Here is a 17,322-nt window from a genome sequence, read left to right on the forward strand (position 1 = left end):
CTAATAAAAAAACCGAGAATATTTTTCGGGTTTTTGGTTTTAATCTAAATGATAAATTTTCATAATATCTTTTAGGTATTTTTCGAAATCTATTTTTAGATCTACAAGTTTACCTGTATGAATGTCAAAAACCCAACCGTGTACTTTTAAGCCTCTATCTCTAAATGCTTTTTGTACAGCTGCTGTTTTAATTAAATTTACACATTGTTCTTTTACGTTTAACTCTACTAATTTTTCGTATTTTTTTTCTTCGTTTGTAATTTTATTTAATTCAGTTGAATGAATTCTATATACATCTCTAATATTACGCAACCAAGGATTTAATATGCCAAGATCTGCAGATTGCATTGCGGCTTTTACACCGCCACAACCATAATGCCCACAAACAATAACGTGTTTAACTTTTAAATGGTCTACGGCATAGTTAACAACTGACATTACGTTTAGATCGATACTAATAACCATATTAGCAATATTTCTGTGCACAAAAACTTCGCCTGGTTTTGCTCCCATTAATTCTTCTGCAGTAGCTCTACTATCAGAACAACCAATATAAAGTAATTCTGGATTTTGACCTTTTCCTAATTTTTCGAAGTAATTTTTATCAATAGATAACTTTTCTTGAATCCATTTTTCGTTGTTTTCAAATACTTTTTCTAAATCCATTTTTTATGTTTTAAATAGTGTCTTTTACATTTTTTTTAATCCAACTTGTACATTCATCAAAATTTTTGAAAATGTGTTCTTTCGGAATAAAATCTGGAATAATATCGATTCGTTCCATCATATATCTAGGTTGTTGTAAAAGATTAACAAACAACACTTCCACATTTTTCGTTTTTAAATCTTGCAACATATCTTCCATAGCGTATAACCCAGATTGATCCATATATTGCATTCGTCCTAAACGCATAATAACGATTTTTGCTGTATCAGGAATTTGAAGATAAAGTGCTTGAAAATCACTAGTTGATCCAAAGAATAAAGGACCTTTTATATGTTTGATAAAAACTTCTTCTTTTAAGTTTGCTGGAAATCCTTTTTCATCAGACCATTCTTCTTCTTTTAATGATTTTACATCAGACCTTTCTGCTGTTAAATCCCCAATTTTTTTCATAAACATTAATGAAGCAATTACTAAGCCAATACCTACGGCGTAAACTAAATTCCAAAAGGTTGATAATAATAAAACAACCATCATAATTAATACTTCTGAACTTAATTTTAAAGGACCAATTTTAATATCTCTAGGTAAACTAGGTATTGCTTTTAAGCCTTTATAATCCATAACTCCAATACCAACTGTAATTAAAATACCAGCTAAAACAGCTGCAGGTATTTTAGAAGCGATAGGGCCTAAACCAAGCATAATAATTAAAAGCATAATACCAGCGACCATTCCAGAAAGTTTGGTTTTACCTCCAGCATTTATGTTAACAACCGTTCTTATTGTTGCTCCAGCACCAGGAATTCCGCCAAATAAAGCAGCAATACTATTTCCTATTCCTTGTCCTACCAATTCTTTATTTGGTTTGTGTTTGGTTTTAGTCATATTATCTGCAACTACACTTGTTAAAAGCGAATCTATGGCTCCTAAAAGAGCTAAGGTTAAAGCTGTGAAAATATAAGGAGTTAGGTTACTGATAGAAAAACCTGTAAAAATTTCCCATTTCATTTCAGGAATTCCACTTGGTATTTCTTGTATAGTTCTATAGTCTAAATTAAAAGCAACTGCAATACCAGACATTGCAATTAAGGCAACTAACGTACTAGGGATTTTTGTGGTAATCCGTTTAAAACCATAAATTATAAAAATGGTTCCTAATGCTAATATTAGTTCTAACCAATTTATATTTTGAATTGCTCTAGGAAAAGCTTTAATTGCACCTAAAGCTCCAGAAGTTTCTTTTGCAGCTAATGTTTGCGATTCTTTATCTATTTCAATTGATGTTATTTTTTCTGCCTTTATAATTGTTTCTTTAAAATTATCAAGTACTAAAACACCTTCACCAGCCTCATCTTTTAATATGTTTTCTAGAATTACCTCTTGTGCTTGTGCTTTAAAATTTGATACAAATTCTACATCTTCCTTTGGATAATAACCAATAGAAGGTAATACTTGAGTTAATAAAATAATTAAACCAATTGCAGTCATAAAACCAGAAACCACTGGATAAGGAATGTATCTAATATATTTTCCTAAACCTATTAATCCTAAACCAATTTGAAAAAATCCAGCCAATAAAAATACGCTTAAAATTGCTGGAAGCGCTTTAGAAACATCACCATCATTTGCAGCAATAATACCTGCAATAACAACCATACTTACAGCAGTCATTGGTGCTGTTGGTCCAGAAATTTGTGTGCTTGTTCCGCCAAAAAGAGCAGCAAAAAAACTAATAAATATAGCGCCATATAAACCAGCACTTGGTCCTAAGCCAGAAGAAACCCCAAAAGCTAAAGCTAGAGGTAAGGCTACAATACCAGCAGTAATACCACCAAAAACATCACCTTTTAAATTTGAGAATAAATTTTTCATAAAGTAATAGTTATTATTGGTTGTAAGATAATTATTATAACTTAATAAAAGAAGTACTAAGAGCTTCTTTTATTAAGTTATTTATAAGATTTTACTTTAAAAATGTAACAGCACCATCGTTAATATTATACATGGCACCAACAATCATAATTTCACCTTTTTCTTCCATTGTAGCTAAAACTTCACTCTCACGTCTAATTCTTTCAATAGTAAGTGCTACATTTTTTTCTGCAACATTATCTACAAATTCTAAATTAGAAGAATTTCTTAAACTAACATCTTTTGGCTCTGAAATGGCATTAACAGCTGGCTTAATTTTATTTAGCATTGCAGTTAAGTTTCCTAGTTTAGCATTGTCGCAAGCACCTTTTACGGCGCCACAACTTGTGTGTCCTAAAACTACAACAAGTTTTGTGCCTGCTAGTTTACAACCAAACTCCATAGAACCTAAAATGTCTTGGTTTACAAAGTTACCAGCAATTCTTATGCTAAAAATATCACCTAAACCTTGATCAAAAATTAATTCTGCAGAAACTCTAGAATCTATACAACTTAAAATTGTTGCAAATGGAAATTGACCAGTACTAGTGTCGTTAACTTGCTCTAATAAGTTTCTATGTGCTTTTAAATTGTCTTGAAATCTTTGGTTTCCTTCTGTTAAATATTGTAATGACTTTTCTGGTGTCATTGTAGCTTGTGTTTCTCTTGTATGTGCTTTCATGTTATAATTTTATGTTGTTAGTAATAATGAAACATTTGTGTCATTAATTATTTTTTTTAAAAAAGCAGTATCATTTGCTTTTTTACTTTTTGTTAAACAAAGTAGGTTTACATTGCTTTTAGAAAGATAATTAGAAATGTTTTTAGCTATTGTGTCGTTTTCTTCAAAAACATATTCTATTTTTTTTCCTTCTAAATTTTGATGGGTTTCTTTTTCAATTTCAGAATTTTTTACCACTCTAAAATATTTAACAGGTTCTTTAGATTTAGCTTTTAAGTCTAATGCTAAACTAATATTTGTATCTTCTTTTGTGTCATTTAAAAAACCTAATGATAATTTTTTGTGTGGCTCTAAAATGTTTTCTTCGGAAGCAATAATTACAGATCCTTTGTAATTTTGTAAAACAAAATCTGTTATATTATCTCCCAGAATATTAAAAGATTTCGATTTTCTTTTTCCTAAAACAACAATATCTGGGTTGTTTTTGTTTAAATAATTATCAATTTCATTTTTTACATTACCAACAGAAAATGAGTATTTAATACTGGTGTTATTGTCATCAGAAAAAGAAGTTAATAAATTTTTTATTTTCTTATCTATCATAAAAGACTCTTTATTAATTGCTCTTTTTGCAGATAATTGATTGTCGTTTTTTATAATTTCTGTTGGCTTTTTAATGTAAAAAAAGTGTATATCAGCATTTATTATTTTAGCAAAACTAAGAGTACTTTTTAAAACACTTTGTGTGCTTTTTTTTAGGTCTGATAGCACTAAAATTTTATATTTTTTTTCCTCTTTCATGGTTTTAGCTTAAGCTTAAATCAGATTTAGGTCTTTCATTAAAAAAATGAATAAAACTAGCTGGTTTGTCTACAATACCACGTTTTGATATTAATTTTATATCAATATTTCTTTCTTTTGCTTTAAATAAGAAATCTTCTAGAATTTCTATAATGTCATTATCTAAATATCTTGTTTTAATAAGATTAATTTCTAATTGTGTATCTCTTGGTAAACTGTCTAATTCTTTTAAAATAGCACCTTTATTAAAAAATGTTACTTCTTCTGCTAAAGTCATTTTTATTTTGTGCTTACCATTACTGTTATCTTCAATATGAAGAAAGTGAGAGTTTTGGTAACTTTTTAATAAAATAACAACAATTCCTACAGCTAGTCCTAAACCAATTCCTACTAATAAATCGGTAAAAACAATACCAATAATTGTTACTATAAATGGTACAAATTGTTTCCATCCTAATTGATACATTTGTTTAAATAATTTAGGTTTTGCTAATTTATAACCTACAACTAATAAAATTGCAGCAAGAACAGATAATGGAATTTTGTTTAATAAAGTTGGAATTAATATTACCGATATTAACAATAGAAAACCATGTATAATTGTTGATAATTTAGATTTTCCGCCAGATTGTACATTTGCAGAACTTCTTACAATTACTTGTGTAATTGGTAAACCGCCTATTAAACCAGAAACAATATTACCTGTTCCTTGTGCCAATAATTCTCTATTTGTTGGTGTTACGTTTTTGTCTGGATCTAGTTTATCACAAGCTTCTACACTTAATAAAGTTTCTAAACTTGCAACCAAGGCAATTGTAAAAGCTACAATCCAAACTTCAGGATTTGTAATTGCACTAAAATTAGGAAAGCTAAACTGATTTAAAAATGAATTAATATCTTCTGGTATTGGCACACTTACTAAATGCGATTGAGAAATAGCCAACGATTCATTAGAACCTGTTATCATAAAAAAAGCAATACCTAAAACCACTGCAATTAATGGTCCTTGAATAATTGTGAAAAATTTTGCTTTTTTGGCTAAAACAAGATCCCAAAATAGAATTACAGCTAATCCTAAAACACCAATTACTAATGATCCTAAAATAAGGTGATCGAATATATTAAAAAGAGAAGAAAAAGTATTTTCTCCTGAAGCTTCTATAAAACTTTCTGCTCCTTCTGGTTCTGCATCATAACCAAAAAAGTGCGGAATTTGTTTTAAAATAATGATAATACCAATACCTGTTAACATTCCTTTAATTACCGAAGACGGAAAATAATAACCAATAACACCTGCTTTTAAAAAGCCAAAAATTAATTGAATAATACCTGCTAAAACAACAGCTACTAAAAAATTTTCATAACTACCTAAAGTTGCAATTGCAGATAATACAATTGCTGCCAGTCCTGCTGCTGGCCCACTAACTCCTAATTTTGATCCACTAAGAGATCCTACTATAACACCACCAATAATACCTGCAATTACGCCAGAAAATAATGGTGCTCCACTTGCTAATGCAATACCTAAACATAAAGGTAATGCTACGAAAAACACTACAATACTTGAAGGTAAATCGTTTTTAATGTTTTTAAACATATATAATATATTTTTACTCCATTCTTATTAAGAATAGAGTTTTTTGTTAAGTTTTTTAAATTGTTTTTTGTGCGAAAGTTATAGCACTAATTTAGGTGGCGGAGTTGTTATTTTTGGAAATACAGAAATATAATCTTTAGATGAAAAACGTACAGTTTTTCTTTTCTGAATTTTTTTAAAAAATATTATTAAATAAGGATTTGGAAAAACTTTCAGCTCTTTAAATGTTTCTATTTCAAAGTTTTCTTCCTCCTCTTCATTTAAACTTAAAAAAATTGAAATATCTTGATTTTCATTAACCAATGAGATAACTGTTGGCGCTGTTATAACACCAATAAAAAGGATAGAAAAAAAGAGAACAATTTTAATTTTCAAATGATTTGTATAAAAAGCAAAAATAATAAAGCAAAACTTAAAAAGGGGTTAATTAAAAATCATTTAACACTTTTATTTCTTTGGCAATAATCCAACCTTGTTTACCGTCTGCAATTTCTATCTTTCTCCAATCATCTACATCGTCTAAAACCAATACCTTTGTGCCTTCATGTAAAGTAAATACATCTTCTGAATTAAAAGTTGGAGCATTTCTTACTTCTGTTTTTTCTGCAAAAACAATGGCTTCTTTCTTATTTTTTGAAAGAGAATATTGATTAAAGGTAATTAACAGAGAGATAATTAACAGAATAAAACTCAATGAACTTGTTACAAAATAGAACCTTTTTATAGAAGGGGCATCAGCAAAATAAAACAATAAAAACAGTAAACTACCTAAAATTGAAAATACAATAACTACAATTGCCCATTGATTATAAGATAGTTGTTGTAAATAATTAATATTAAATTTTTGAAGTACAGTTTTTGGTAATTCTTCTATTTTATCAAGTGCTAATCGTTTTGCAAAAACTAAATTATTTTTTGCATCTTCATTTAAAGGGTTAATTTTTAATGCTTTTTCTAAATAATAAATTGATGGGCCAACTTTGTTTAATTTATAATAAGAATTACCTAAATTATAATATAATTCTGATGATGTTAAACCTTTAGATTCAATTTGCTTGTAAAGTTCTATTGCTTTTTCAAATTTTTCGTTTTTATACAAATCATTTGCAGACGAAAAGAGTTCATCTGCATTTTGTGCAGAGATAGTATTTGCAATTATCAGTAATAAAAATAATATCTTTTTCATCTTATAACTGTTTATCTAATTGAACGATTACTTGTTTAGCTCTTTCAAACTCTTGTTTCATTTCTGTGTTTGTAACAGGTGTGTAACGCGCAAAATCTGAGGCTTTTAAAACATCTATAAACTGATGTATTGTTGATTTATCTACTTGTTTTTGTTGTAAAATTTGCGTTATATTTTCTTTACTGATATCTGCAATTTCAATAGACAATTTCGCTTTTAAGTAATTGTGTAAAGCTCTTTCTAAAGCTTCATAAAATGCCTCTTTTTTACCTAATTGTTTTTGTGCTTCTGATAAATATTTTTTAGCTAATCGTTCTGCTTTTCGTTGTTTTCTACCAATAACATCACTATTACGTTTTTCATTATTTTTTGCAATAATAATTCCTATCGGGATTGTAATTAACGGTAATAACAATAATAAATAGAATAAATATGATTTATAAAAATCGCTATTTTCTTTTGCTTCAAAATTGCTGCTGGTTAATATATATCTAAAGTTATTTCCTTTAGTAACAACATCTCTTTTTTGTATGGAATTTGTGTTGTTGTCAGAATTAGAAATTAACTCTTTGCCTTCTAAAACATCTACATACAAATCATTTGTGGCAATAGTTTCGTATTTTTCTTTTTCAGGGTTAAAATAAGAAAAGGAAGTATTTGGTATTTTATATTTGCCTTTGTATTGTGGTACAATGGTGTAAACATCGGTTACAGAACCAGAAATTCCGTCTGTTTTAACATAAATACTTTCTTTTCTTTCTGGTTGATATTTTTCTAATTCGGCAGGAGTTTCTATAACCGGTAATTCAAATAATTTTAAATTTCCTTTTCCAGAAACGGTTACTTTAATTTGCGATGATTCATTTGCTTTTAAAGCATTTTTACTTAAAGAAACATCAAAAGAAAATTGCCCAACTGCTCCTGTAAAATTTTCTGGTTTACCATCTAAAGGTAAACTTTTAGGGCTAATTGTTTTTTTAGTAGAAGCAAATTCTTTTTTAATATTTTTTGTAATTACATTTCCAAAAAAGTCTGCTCTTCCTGTTGGAACGCCGATTACAATATCCATTTTCATAGGATCAATAGTAAGGTTTCCCGTTTTTGTAGGAATTAACAATGCTTTTTGAAGTACAATATATCTGTATTTTTCATTGTTGTATGTTCCCATTTTTACAGGAAATCCATCAATTTTAATATCTTGATTCCAAAAACCATTGTATTGTGGTGCTTCCGTTACAGAAGTGTCGTAAACACTTACATTTTCGCTAACATACAATCTGTATTCCACATAAATTCCTTCACCAACAAAAGGTCGAGATTTAGAAATTTCTGCGACTAAATGAATATTTTGTTGTGCAATATAATTTGGGTCATTTGGGTTTTCTGGAACATCAATTGGGTCTAAAACAACAACTTTTACCATTTTAGAATTTAAAATTCCGCCATTATATTTTATGCTTGCAGCTTCAATTATAAGTTCTCCTTTTCTTTTAGGTTCAATAATATATGTGTAAGATTGAGAGAAGCTTACTTTGCCGTTTATCCAAGATTGACTAACCGATTGGCTAGGTCCTTGAATTACTTTAAAACCTCTAAAACTTGGTGGTGTAAAATTGTCTGCGCCTTGTTTGTTTATAGAAAATTCAATTCTTAAACGCTGGTTTAACCCTAGTTTATTTTTGCTAAGATTCACTGACAATTCTGCATCTTGTGCAAAAAATGAAAGTGTTAATAAGCTAAAAATTATAGATATGTAAAGTTTCAATTTCATCATCATCTTAAAGCTTCAAATTTACCAATCTTTTTCTTGTTTTACTTTAGCTCCTTTAGCTTTTTCTGCATTCATTTTCTTTTGCGTCTTTTTTTCTTCGTTATTTAAGCTTTCTAACAATTGCTTAATTTGTTCAGGAGACATTTTTCCTTTTTGAGGTTTCGGTTTTTCGTTAGGATCTTTTTTGTCGTCTTTTTTAGGATCTTGTTTTTTATCTTGATCTTTATCTCCTTCACCATCTTTATCCTTGTCATCCTTTTTATCCTTATCGTCACCTTCTTTCTTGTCTTTATCCTTTTTATCTTGATCGTCTTTATCCTTTTTATCTTGATCTTTCTTGTCTTTATTATCTTTGTTTTTGTCGTCTTTTTGATCTTGCTTTTCTTTCTCTAACATTTTTTGTGCAACCGCTAAATTATAACGAGTTTCATCATCATTTGGGTTGTTTCTTAACGAATTTTTATAAGCATCTACAGCGCCTTGATAGTTTTTAGTTTCCATCAAAGAGTTGCCAAGATTGTGGTAAGCTTCTGCCTTAGAAAACTTGTCTGTAGCTGTTTTTGCTGATAATTCATATTGAGGTACAGCTTCTTTAAAGTTTTTGTCCTCATACAAAGCATTTCCTAAATTATAACTCGCTTTGTCATAAAAAGAACTTTTATCCAAGGCTTTTCTATACGCAACAGAAGCATCTGTATATTGTTCTTTTGCATATAGTTGATTTCCTTGTCTTACCAAACTTCTCGCTTTACGTTGCGAAGCAATAGAGTCTTTTTGGGCAAGAATTTTTGTTGATGATAAAAACATCAAGCATAAAATAAGTATGTTTAAATAAAATTTCATATTAAATTATATTTTTATCAATATCTATTTTTTAAAAAATGGATGAAGACAAAAGTAAGTGATTCCATTTTTTTTTTTGTTAAGAACTTGTTATTTTATTGAAGATTTTATTAGTTTCAATTAAATTAACTCAACTTTAAGTTGCTGTAGAAAAACGTTATTATCGTTAATTAGAAAATTTAAATAAAGAATTTAGAAATTAATTACAATTAGATTTAAATTGGTTATCATAAATGTAAATTTGTTCAACTTTTAAAGTGTAAAAGAATATTTATCTTCAAAAAAAACTGAATAAAAAGAAATCGTAATAAACTTTATTATTACGATTTCTTTGAAGTGATTTTCTGTTTTTTAAATATTTATTGGAGATCGATTTACATTTTTGTAGTAAATGTAAATTGCAGGTTCTGTGCCTAAAGCTCCAAACCATTGCGGGCAATAAGGTGCCATCCAAATACAATCTCCTTTTTTAACAGGGTACCATTTATCATCTAATCGATAAATACCCTGTCCTTCTAAATACATAAGTCCATGTTCCATAATATGAGTTTCTACAAATGGTAGATTTGCTCCTGGATTGTAAGTGAAAATATTAATTGCCATATCAAAACTTGTGTTATTTTGATCTGGTAGTAAGTTTTGCATTATTAAATCAGGATCATTGCAAAAAATAGTTTTTTCTATATTCGACGCTTTATTAACAACAATTTCTGGTAAATTAGATCCTTCTAGAACTTCATATTCTTTATGAAATGAGAGTAATTTTGTGTCATTTTCAGAATTAAAAATTTCATAGCTTTCATTTATTGGAATATATATGTAGCCACCTTTTTCTAAAAGAATTTCCTTTTTATTTATTTTAATTGAACAGAAACCTTCTAAAACATAAAAGAAAATTTGTGTTTTTATTGTTTCTCCTTTTAAAACACTGTTGTTTTGAAGAGTTGTAATTAATTGACAAAATTCTGCTCCCATTGCTTGATTGATGACAACATTAACTTCACAATTTTCCCATCCAGGAATAAGGCTATTTACAAATCCATCACCTGTAATTAATGCGTGATTTCTTGTTACTACAGTATTTGATATTGAAGTAAGTTTTATTTTATTCATAAATTAATTATTTTTTAAATTTTCTAAAATTACGATTTCATTTATAAAATGATTACAAACTTTTAATGCTTCTTTAATGTCTGATGGTGATGTGTATTCTAATGGATTATGACTTATACCAGCTTTACAGCGTACAAAAAGCATTGCAACTGGCGCTGCTTTAGAAATCATAACTGCATCATGACCAGCTCCACTTGGAATTTCTATTACTCGGTTTACACCTGATGCTAAAATACTTTTACTAAGCGCTGTTTTTAAATCTTCATTACATAATACAGACGGATTTTCCTGCATTATTTCCCAGTTAAGAGTAATTCCTCTTTTATCTGCAATATTAGTTGCTTTCTTTTTTAATGTTTTAATAATTTCTGATAAAAACAAATCATTTGGAGAACGAATATCTAAACTATGTGCTACCGTTCCAGGAATTACATTTGATGTATTTGGTTCTACTGTTAGCTTTCCTACAGTTGCTACTAAATTGGTTTTATGTGCGATTCCTGTTTTTTCTATTTCTAAAATAAATTCGGAAGCAGCGCAAAGTGCATCAGCCCTTAAATCCATTGGATAAGTTCCTGCATGTCCACAAACACCTTCCCAAATTATATTAATTCTAGTTTGAGAGGAAATACTATCAACTAAGGCTAATGGTAAATTTTCGGTACACAAAACTGGACCTTGTTCAATGTGAACTTCAAAATAACCAAGCCATTGATTATTTGGAATATATTCTTCAAATATCTGAGGTGTCTTTCCGTTGTTCTTCTCAATTACTTCTGCAAGAGTTTGTCCTGCATCATCCTTCCGATTCAGCCATATTTTATCAAATTTACCAACTAAAACAGAGCTACCTAAATACGCTGTATTAAAACGAGAGCCTTCTTCATCAGCAAAGGCAATAATATTTAGATGAAAAGGGAGTTCTATTTTTTCTTCATTAATTTTTTGTGCAACTTCTAAGCCTAATAAAATACCTAAAGGTCCATCGTATTTACCTGCATTAAAAACGGTATCGTAATGAGAACCAATAACAAAATGTTTAGCATTTTCATTTTTACTTTTTAAAATACCTCGAACATTACCTATGGTATCTTTTGTGACTTCCATACCAGCTGTTTGCATCCATGATATTAATAAATCACTAGATATTTTGTGAGCTTTTGTGCCATAGTATCTCGAAAGACATGTATCATTATCACTTATAGAGCCAAGTTTATTTAGTCTATTTATGATGCGTTCCACATTAATATCTATTCCGTTTTGCTTCATATAATTGATAAATATTATTTTAATATGTAAAAATTAATCTACGATTCTGTTAATATTTTTAAAGTATTTTTTAAAGTTTCAACACCTTTTTCAATCTGTGCTGGCGAGCTATACTCATCAGGTCTATGACTCACACCACCTCTACAAGGAATAAAAATCATTGTAGTTGGCGCAATTAAAGCCATAAACAAGGTGTCGTGATAAGCTCTACTTACCATTCTTTTAGATTTGTATCCAAGGTTTTTGGTAACACTTTCAACAACATTTACTAAATCGCTATCACAAATTGCTGGAGAATCGCAATTAACCATTTTAATATCATAAAGAATATGTCGTTTTTCACAAATTGTTTTTACATCCTCTTTCAGTTTATTTAAAGCGAAATCTCGGGCAGTAACATTTGTGCCTCTAAGATCTACTTCCATATAAACTTCTTTAGGAATACTATTTACCGCTCTTGGTTTTATGTCAAAAATCCCAACAGTAGCTACTGTATCTTTACTTTCAGATTCTTTAGCAACTTTTTCTACCGCAATCATAACTTCTGCTCCAGCAACTCCAGCGTCTTTTCTATTTTCCATAAGTACAGCTCCTGCGTGTCCACCTTCTCCTGTAAGTGTAATTTTTAATGAACTTGGTGCTGCAATTTTAGTTACAATTCCTATATCTAAGTCTTCATTTTCTAAAATAGGGCCTTGTTCGATATGTAATTCTACAAATGCTTTGTAATGGTTTTTGGAAAGTAAAACTTCTGATAAGTTTGAAGTATAACCTGCTTTTTTTCTCACTTCATCAAACGATTCTCCAGCATCATCCGTTAACTTTAAAACATCAGCTACTTTAAGTTGACCGCCTAACATTCTGCTACCAAGACATCCTATTTTAAACCGTGTTGGTTCTTCGGATGTAAATAAAATTAATTCTATAGATCGAGTCGGTTTATAACCTTCGTTCTTTAAAGTTCTTATTGCTGCAAGTCCACCAAATACGCCAACGGTTCCATCATACATTCCAGATAAAGGAATTGCATCTATATGAGATCCTGTTGCTACAGCTGGCAAAGTTGAATCAGAACCTTCCCATCTGGAAAATATATTTCCAATAGCATCAATTGTTACTTTTAGATTTATTTCTTCGCATAATGCTATAAAATAATCTCTTGCTTCTAAATCTTTATCAGTGTATAATACTCTTGTAATTGCTGGCACTTTGGTTGATGAATAAGTCGCCAACTTTTTTAATTCGTCGTGAATTCTATTCATTCATTAATTCTTTTAATGCTCCAATAAGCATGTTAACATGGTTTTTTGTACAGCTTTCTCCCATAATTCCGATACGCCAAATTTTACCTGCAAAATCTCCAAGTCCGCCTCCTATTTCAATATTAAATTCATTTAATAATCTATTTCTTAAAGCGGCTTCATCTTTAATTTGTTCAGGAAGAAAAACGGAATTTAAATTAGGTAATCTATGTTCTTCGTTTACTAAATATTTAAAACCTAAGCTTTCTAATTCTGTTTTTAATTTTTGATGAACATCTTGATGTCTTTTCCATCTATTTTCTAAACCTTCCTCCAAAACGATACTCAGAGCTTCGTGAATTGCATAAACAGAAGATACTGGTGCTGTATGATGATAAGCTCTTTTAGCTCCTGCCCAATAATTTTTAACTAAATTTAAATCTAAAAACCAACTTTGAACTTTTGTTTTTCTTTCTTCAAGTACTTTTACAGCTCTTGGAGAAAAACTTACTGGAGAAAGTCCTGGAGGTGCACTTAAATTTTTCTGTGTACCAGAATAAATGGCATCAATACCCCATTCATCAACTTTTAAAGGCATTCCACACCATGAAGTTACTGCATCAACAACTAAAAGCGATTCAGCATTATGTACAACTTCACTAATTTCTTTTAAAGGTTGTAATGCGCCAGTAGAGGTTTCTGCATGCACTAACGCTACTAATTTAGGTTTAGAACATGTTTTAAGAGCTTCTTCTACTTGTTCCACACTTGTAACTTCTCCCCATGGCGTTACAATTTTGTGTACAGTTGCTCCACAACGTTCTGCAATATCAACCATACGACCACCAAAAACCCCATTTACACAAATTATGCATTCATCTCCAGGTTCTAAAAGGTTTACTAAACAGGTTTCCATTCCTGCACTTCCTGGAGCAGATACAACAAAAGTTAATTCGTTTTTAGTTAAAAATGTATCTTGAACCATGACCTTAACTTCATCCATCATTTCTACAAATTTTGGATCTAAATGTCCTATTAAAGGTGTTGCCATCGCTTTTAAAACTCTTGGATGTGCATCTGATGGTCCTGGCCCCATTAAAACCCTATTTGGTGGATTAAATGTATATTTCATATTGTTTATTTTATTTGTTATTATTCTGATTATAATGTATTTGTAATAATTGAGCAACACAATCTATTGCTATTTCTTTTGGAGTACTTCCTCCTAAATTTAAGCCAATTGGACATGTTACATTTTCCATGCCTTCTTCTATTTGTAACTCCTTTTTTAATATGTTGTTAAAGCGCACATATTTTGTTTTACTCCCAATGAGTCCCAAGTATTTTTTTTCTTCAGGGATGGCCATTGCAATAATATCTAAATCGATGCCATGATCATGAGTCATTACAAGAACGTAAGTGTTTTTTCCCCAAGTTACCACATCTTTAAAGGTTTTAAAATCATTTTCTGATACTTTACACGTTTTTACACTTTCATGTAATTTTAAATTTTCAAACCAATCTGTTCTTGAGTCTATTAAATATGTTTTAAAAGGTGTGTCAACTAAGAGGTTGCTGATTTCAACACCTATGTGTCCAGCTCCGAATAAAAATAATTCTGGTGATTGATTCATGGGTTCTATGATTAGTTCTACTTTACCACCACAACACTGCTCAAATTCTGGGCCTAACGTAAACGATGCTTCAATAATTTTATTTTCTTTAATAGCATTAATTGCTTTATCAATAACTTCAAACTCTAATTTACCACCACCAATTGTACCATAAACCACTTTAGTTTTATCAACAATCATTCTAGAGCCTACTTTACAAGGGGCTGATCCTAAACATTTGGTTATGGTAACCAAGGCAACAGGTTTTTTTTCTTGTTGAAACCTATTTAATATTTCAATCCAATGGAACATATAATTAAAGTATTATTCTTTTTTCTTTCAATTTTAACTTCCGCGATAAGTTGAATAACCGAATGGATTTATTAATAATGGAATATGATAATGAGAATCATCTGTTACTTCAAACTGTATTGAAATTTCAGGATAAAAACCTTTCATATTATTCTCTTTATAGTATTTTTCCGTATGAAATTGCATCATATAAATTCCTGATTCTAAAAGCTTACCAGGAGGCAAAAGGTCTACTATTCTTCCATCGCTGTTTGTAATACCTAAACTTACAGGTTTCCAATTGTTTTCATGTTTTGTTTTTAGCGTAATTACCATGTTTTTGGCAGGAAAACCTCTAGATGTGTCTAATGCATGAGTTGTAATATGACTATTTATATCTGTTTCTTGTAGTAAGCCTTCAATGAGTTTTCCTAATCGGATAACCGTTATTTTATGTTGTTCGTTCATCGCTACATAAATTTCATCTTCAGGATTATGATGTAATCTAGCATTAACAATCGCTAACATGTGGTCTGCAGATTTTTTGCTAGCACTCACAATAAATATATAACCAAACTTCGCTTCGTATAGCATATTTGCTTCAGATAAAGCTTCAATAGTTTCTTGTGTAGCTTCTTCTACTTTAGCTTGTTCATTACCTGCCCAAGTGGCTGTATCTGCAAATTTAGCTTTTAGACTTTCTAGATTTCCTATTTTAGGATGTCCAGTAAAGGCTTCTTTAAAATCTTCTAAAACACAGTTTTCATACCAAATAAAAGCGGCCTTTTCAATGAGTTCTTTTGAAGAATCAAAAGGTCTGCTTTCTACCATTTGAGAGATCCATTGGGTTGAAACGCAACATGCAGCTAATGTTTTAAAAGCCTCTTTTTTTGATAAAGAATTTAATTGACTAATTGTTATCATATTATTTATTTTGGAGCACCTTGATTAATCCAGCAATTAATCAAATCACGTTCTTCTTGTGTTATTTCTGTTTGATTGTTATTAAACGGCATATTTTTACTTACTACTACTCTTTGATAAATTTTATTACGTAAATTATAGATCTGTTCTCCTGTATCGTATTTTACTCCATTAGGCGCTACTTTCCAAACAGCATCTGTTGGGTTTGATGAATGACACTGAATACATCTTTTATTAACAATAGTTTGTACATCTGTTAAAGTTACTGATGTTGTACAATTTTCTTCGTTGGTCTTTTCGGGAGCTGTAATAAATGCCATGCCTAATAATAATAAAACTGAAATAGGCATTACCCAAATAGAAATTTGTTCTTTTTCTCGCATATTTAAATAATGCTTAATACCTGCGGTTCCTAAGGTAATACCTAATAGAATCAACCACTGATAATCATTACCAAAAGTGCTTGGAAAATGATTACTTATCATCACAAAAAGCACAGGAAGTGTAAAATAATTATTTGTATACGAGCGTAAAAAAGCTGCTTTACCATCAGCAGGATTAGGTGTTTCTCCTTTTTTTGCTGCTGCAACCATGCGTTTTTGCCCTGGAATGATAACAAAAAACACGTTTCCTGCCATTAAGGTTCCTAAAAATGCTCCAAAGTGAATATAAGATCCTCTTCCACTAAAAACTTGTGCATAAAACCAAGCGGCAAAAAAAACTAAAACTGTAATCGATATTGTAAAGATAACTTTATTTTTACTGAGCCTTTTGCAAATTTGATCATAAATAATCCAACCAAATATTAAAGAAATGATACTAATAGAAATGGCTTCTAAAGGCTTTAAATCTAATACTTCTGGATCAATCAAATAAGAACTGGCATTAAAATAATACACAATTGCCAGTAGAGAAAAACCAGATAACCATGTAAAATAGGCTTCGTATTTAAACCAATGTAAATTTTTAGGTATTTTTTTTGGAGCTAGTTTGTACTTTTCTAAATAATAAAATCCGCCACCATGAACTGCCCATAAATTTCCTGCTAATTCATCTCTAACACCATCGGTTCTATTTAGTGCGTTTTCTAAAAAAACAAAATAAAAAGAAGCTCCAATCCAAGCAATACCAAAAGTAATATGGATTAAACGAACTGTTAGGTTTAACCATTCAAAAAAGTGACTTTCGTAAATAGTGCCTTTTAAAAAGATATAAAGAATACCAATTCCACAAAGTGATGTAATAATTATTAATACATAGAACCAGTTTTGACGAGTTTGAAATAAATCTGCTTTTTCATAATCTTTTTCATTTTTTAAGTCTTTTATTATTTCATGTATTTTATATGTGGTAGCCACAATTGCGGTAAAAAGAATAAGCCACTCAATAAGTATTATAATCTCTAACATTCAG

16 protein-coding genes are annotated in these 17,322 nt (G+C 29.8%); all 16 read right to left on the bottom strand.

From position 1 onward, the window contains the following. Positions 1-39 precede the first annotated feature (39 nt). The gene (locus tag BLT70_RS16665; protein WP_091897046.1) at positions 40-666 is read right to left on the bottom strand and encodes a carbonic anhydrase; all 627 of its coding nucleotides are present in this window, start codon (positions 664-666) and stop codon (positions 40-42) included. Positions 667-676: 10 nt separating this feature from the next. After that, positions 677-2,539 carry a SulP family inorganic anion transporter gene (locus tag BLT70_RS16670; RefSeq protein WP_091897048.1) on the bottom strand — a complete coding sequence of 621 codons (1,863 nt, stop codon included), beginning with the start codon at positions 2,537-2,539 and terminating at the stop codon, positions 677-679. A 91-nt stretch (positions 2,540-2,630) separates the two neighbouring features. Next, on the bottom strand, positions 2,631-3,260 hold the full coding sequence (locus BLT70_RS16675; RefSeq protein ID WP_091897051.1) for a carbonic anhydrase family protein: 630 nt from the start codon (positions 3,258-3,260) through the stop codon (positions 2,631-2,633). 9 nt (positions 3,261-3,269) lie between these two features. Beyond that, positions 3,270-4,061, bottom strand: coding sequence for a universal stress protein (locus BLT70_RS16680; protein ID WP_091897054.1), 792 nt, complete (start codon positions 4,059-4,061; stop codon positions 3,270-3,272). A 4-nt stretch (positions 4,062-4,065) separates the two neighbouring features. Continuing rightward, entirely contained in the window at positions 4,066-5,658 is a 1,593-nt protein-coding gene (locus tag BLT70_RS16685) for a SulP family inorganic anion transporter (RefSeq protein ID WP_091897057.1), read from the bottom strand. Between the two features lie 78 nt (positions 5,659-5,736). After that, positions 5,737-6,033: a hypothetical protein gene (locus tag BLT70_RS16690; protein WP_231962756.1), complete on the bottom strand. Its 297-nt coding sequence runs from the start codon at positions 6,031-6,033 to the stop codon at positions 5,737-5,739. Positions 6,034-6,085: 52 nt separating this feature from the next. Beyond that, positions 6,086-6,844: a tetratricopeptide repeat protein gene (locus tag BLT70_RS16695; protein ID WP_091897060.1), complete on the bottom strand. Its 759-nt coding sequence runs from the start codon at positions 6,842-6,844 to the stop codon at positions 6,086-6,088. A 1-nt stretch (position 6,845) separates the two neighbouring features. Further along, positions 6,846-8,615 (bottom strand): BatD family protein, encoded by a 1,770-nt coding sequence (locus BLT70_RS16700; protein WP_091897063.1) that lies wholly within the window; start codon positions 8,613-8,615, stop codon positions 6,846-6,848. Positions 8,616-8,636: 21 nt separating this feature from the next. Beyond that, a complete protein-coding gene (locus BLT70_RS16705) occupies positions 8,637-9,458 on the bottom strand; it encodes a tetratricopeptide repeat protein (protein ID WP_091897066.1) in 822 nt (273 codons plus the stop codon). Positions 9,459-9,809: 351 nt separating this feature from the next. Next, positions 9,810-10,571, bottom strand: a complete 762-nt coding sequence (allE, locus tag BLT70_RS16710; RefSeq protein ID WP_197678369.1) for a (S)-ureidoglycine aminohydrolase — start codon at positions 10,569-10,571, stop codon at positions 9,810-9,812. A 3-nt stretch (positions 10,572-10,574) separates the two neighbouring features. Then, positions 10,575-11,840 carry a M20 family metallo-hydrolase gene (locus BLT70_RS16715; protein ID WP_091897069.1) on the bottom strand — a complete coding sequence of 422 codons (1,266 nt, stop codon included), beginning with the start codon at positions 11,838-11,840 and terminating at the stop codon, positions 10,575-10,577. Positions 11,841-11,878: 38 nt separating this feature from the next. After that, positions 11,879-13,102 carry a M20 family metallo-hydrolase gene (locus BLT70_RS16720; RefSeq protein ID WP_091897072.1) on the bottom strand — a complete coding sequence of 408 codons (1,224 nt, stop codon included), beginning with the start codon at positions 13,100-13,102 and terminating at the stop codon, positions 11,879-11,881. Continuing rightward, positions 13,095-14,213, bottom strand: a complete 1,119-nt coding sequence (locus BLT70_RS16725; RefSeq protein WP_091897075.1) for an alanine--glyoxylate aminotransferase family protein — start codon at positions 14,211-14,213, stop codon at positions 13,095-13,097. The genes BLT70_RS16720 and BLT70_RS16725 overlap by 8 nt, the downstream gene beginning before the upstream one ends. A 10-nt stretch (positions 14,214-14,223) precedes the next feature. Then, a complete protein-coding gene (xdhC, locus tag BLT70_RS16730) occupies positions 14,224-15,006 on the bottom strand; it encodes a xanthine dehydrogenase accessory protein XdhC (protein WP_091897078.1) in 783 nt (260 codons plus the stop codon). Positions 15,007-15,039: 33 nt separating this feature from the next. Then, on the bottom strand, positions 15,040-15,909 hold the full coding sequence (gene uraD / locus BLT70_RS17355; protein ID WP_197678370.1) for a 2-oxo-4-hydroxy-4-carboxy-5-ureidoimidazoline decarboxylase: 870 nt from the start codon (positions 15,907-15,909) through the stop codon (positions 15,040-15,042). Between the two features lie 5 nt (positions 15,910-15,914). Beyond that, positions 15,915-17,318, bottom strand: coding sequence for a urate hydroxylase PuuD (locus BLT70_RS16740; RefSeq protein ID WP_091897081.1), 1,404 nt, complete (start codon positions 17,316-17,318; stop codon positions 15,915-15,917). Positions 17,319-17,322: the final 4 nt, after the last annotated feature.

The organism is Polaribacter sp. KT25b, from assembly GCF_900105145.1.
GTDB lineage: Bacteria > Bacteroidota > Bacteroidia > Flavobacteriales > Flavobacteriaceae > Polaribacter.

Excerpts from the sequence above, each read along its gene's own strand:
- BLT70_RS16715 (WP_091897069.1), bottom strand. The coding sequence starts at position 11,840 with ATGAAGCAAAACGGAATAGATATTAATGTGGAACGCATCATAAATAGA.
- BLT70_RS16670 (WP_091897048.1), bottom strand. The coding sequence starts at position 2,539 with ATGAAAAATTTATTCTCAAATTTAAAAGGTGATGTTTTTGGTGGTATT.
- BLT70_RS16725 (WP_091897075.1), bottom strand. The coding sequence starts at position 14,213 with ATGAAATATACATTTAATCCACCAAATAGGGTTTTAATGGGGCCAGGA.
- BLT70_RS16720 (WP_091897072.1), bottom strand. The coding sequence starts at position 13,102 with ATGAATAGAATTCACGACGAATTAAAAAAGTTGGCGACTTATTCATCA.
- BLT70_RS16705 (WP_091897066.1), bottom strand. The coding sequence starts at position 9,458 with ATGAAATTTTATTTAAACATACTTATTTTATGCTTGATGTTTTTATCA.
- BLT70_RS16680 (WP_091897054.1), bottom strand. The coding sequence starts at position 4,061 with ATGAAAGAGGAAAAAAAATATAAAATTTTAGTGCTATCAGACCTAAAA.
- uraD (WP_197678370.1), bottom strand. The coding sequence starts at position 15,909 with ATGATAACAATTAGTCAATTAAATTCTTTATCAAAAAAAGAGGCTTTT.
- BLT70_RS16740 (WP_091897081.1), bottom strand. The coding sequence starts at position 17,318 with ATGTTAGAGATTATAATACTTATTGAGTGGCTTATTCTTTTTACCGCA.
- BLT70_RS16685 (WP_091897057.1), bottom strand. The coding sequence starts at position 5,658 with ATGTTTAAAAACATTAAAAACGATTTACCTTCAAGTATTGTAGTGTTT.
- BLT70_RS16700 (WP_091897063.1), bottom strand. The coding sequence starts at position 8,615 with ATGAAATTGAAACTTTACATATCTATAATTTTTAGCTTATTAACACTT.
- BLT70_RS16675 (WP_091897051.1), bottom strand. The coding sequence starts at position 3,260 with ATGAAAGCACATACAAGAGAAACACAAGCTACAATGACACCAGAAAAG.
- BLT70_RS16695 (WP_091897060.1), bottom strand. The coding sequence starts at position 6,844 with ATGAAAAAGATATTATTTTTATTACTGATAATTGCAAATACTATCTCT.
- xdhC (WP_091897078.1), bottom strand. The coding sequence starts at position 15,006 with ATGTTCCATTGGATTGAAATATTAAATAGGTTTCAACAAGAAAAAAAA.
- allE (WP_197678369.1), bottom strand. The coding sequence starts at position 10,571 with ATGAATAAAATAAAACTTACTTCAATATCAAATACTGTAGTAACAAGA.
- BLT70_RS16665 (WP_091897046.1), bottom strand. The coding sequence starts at position 666 with ATGGATTTAGAAAAAGTATTTGAAAACAACGAAAAATGGATTCAAGAA.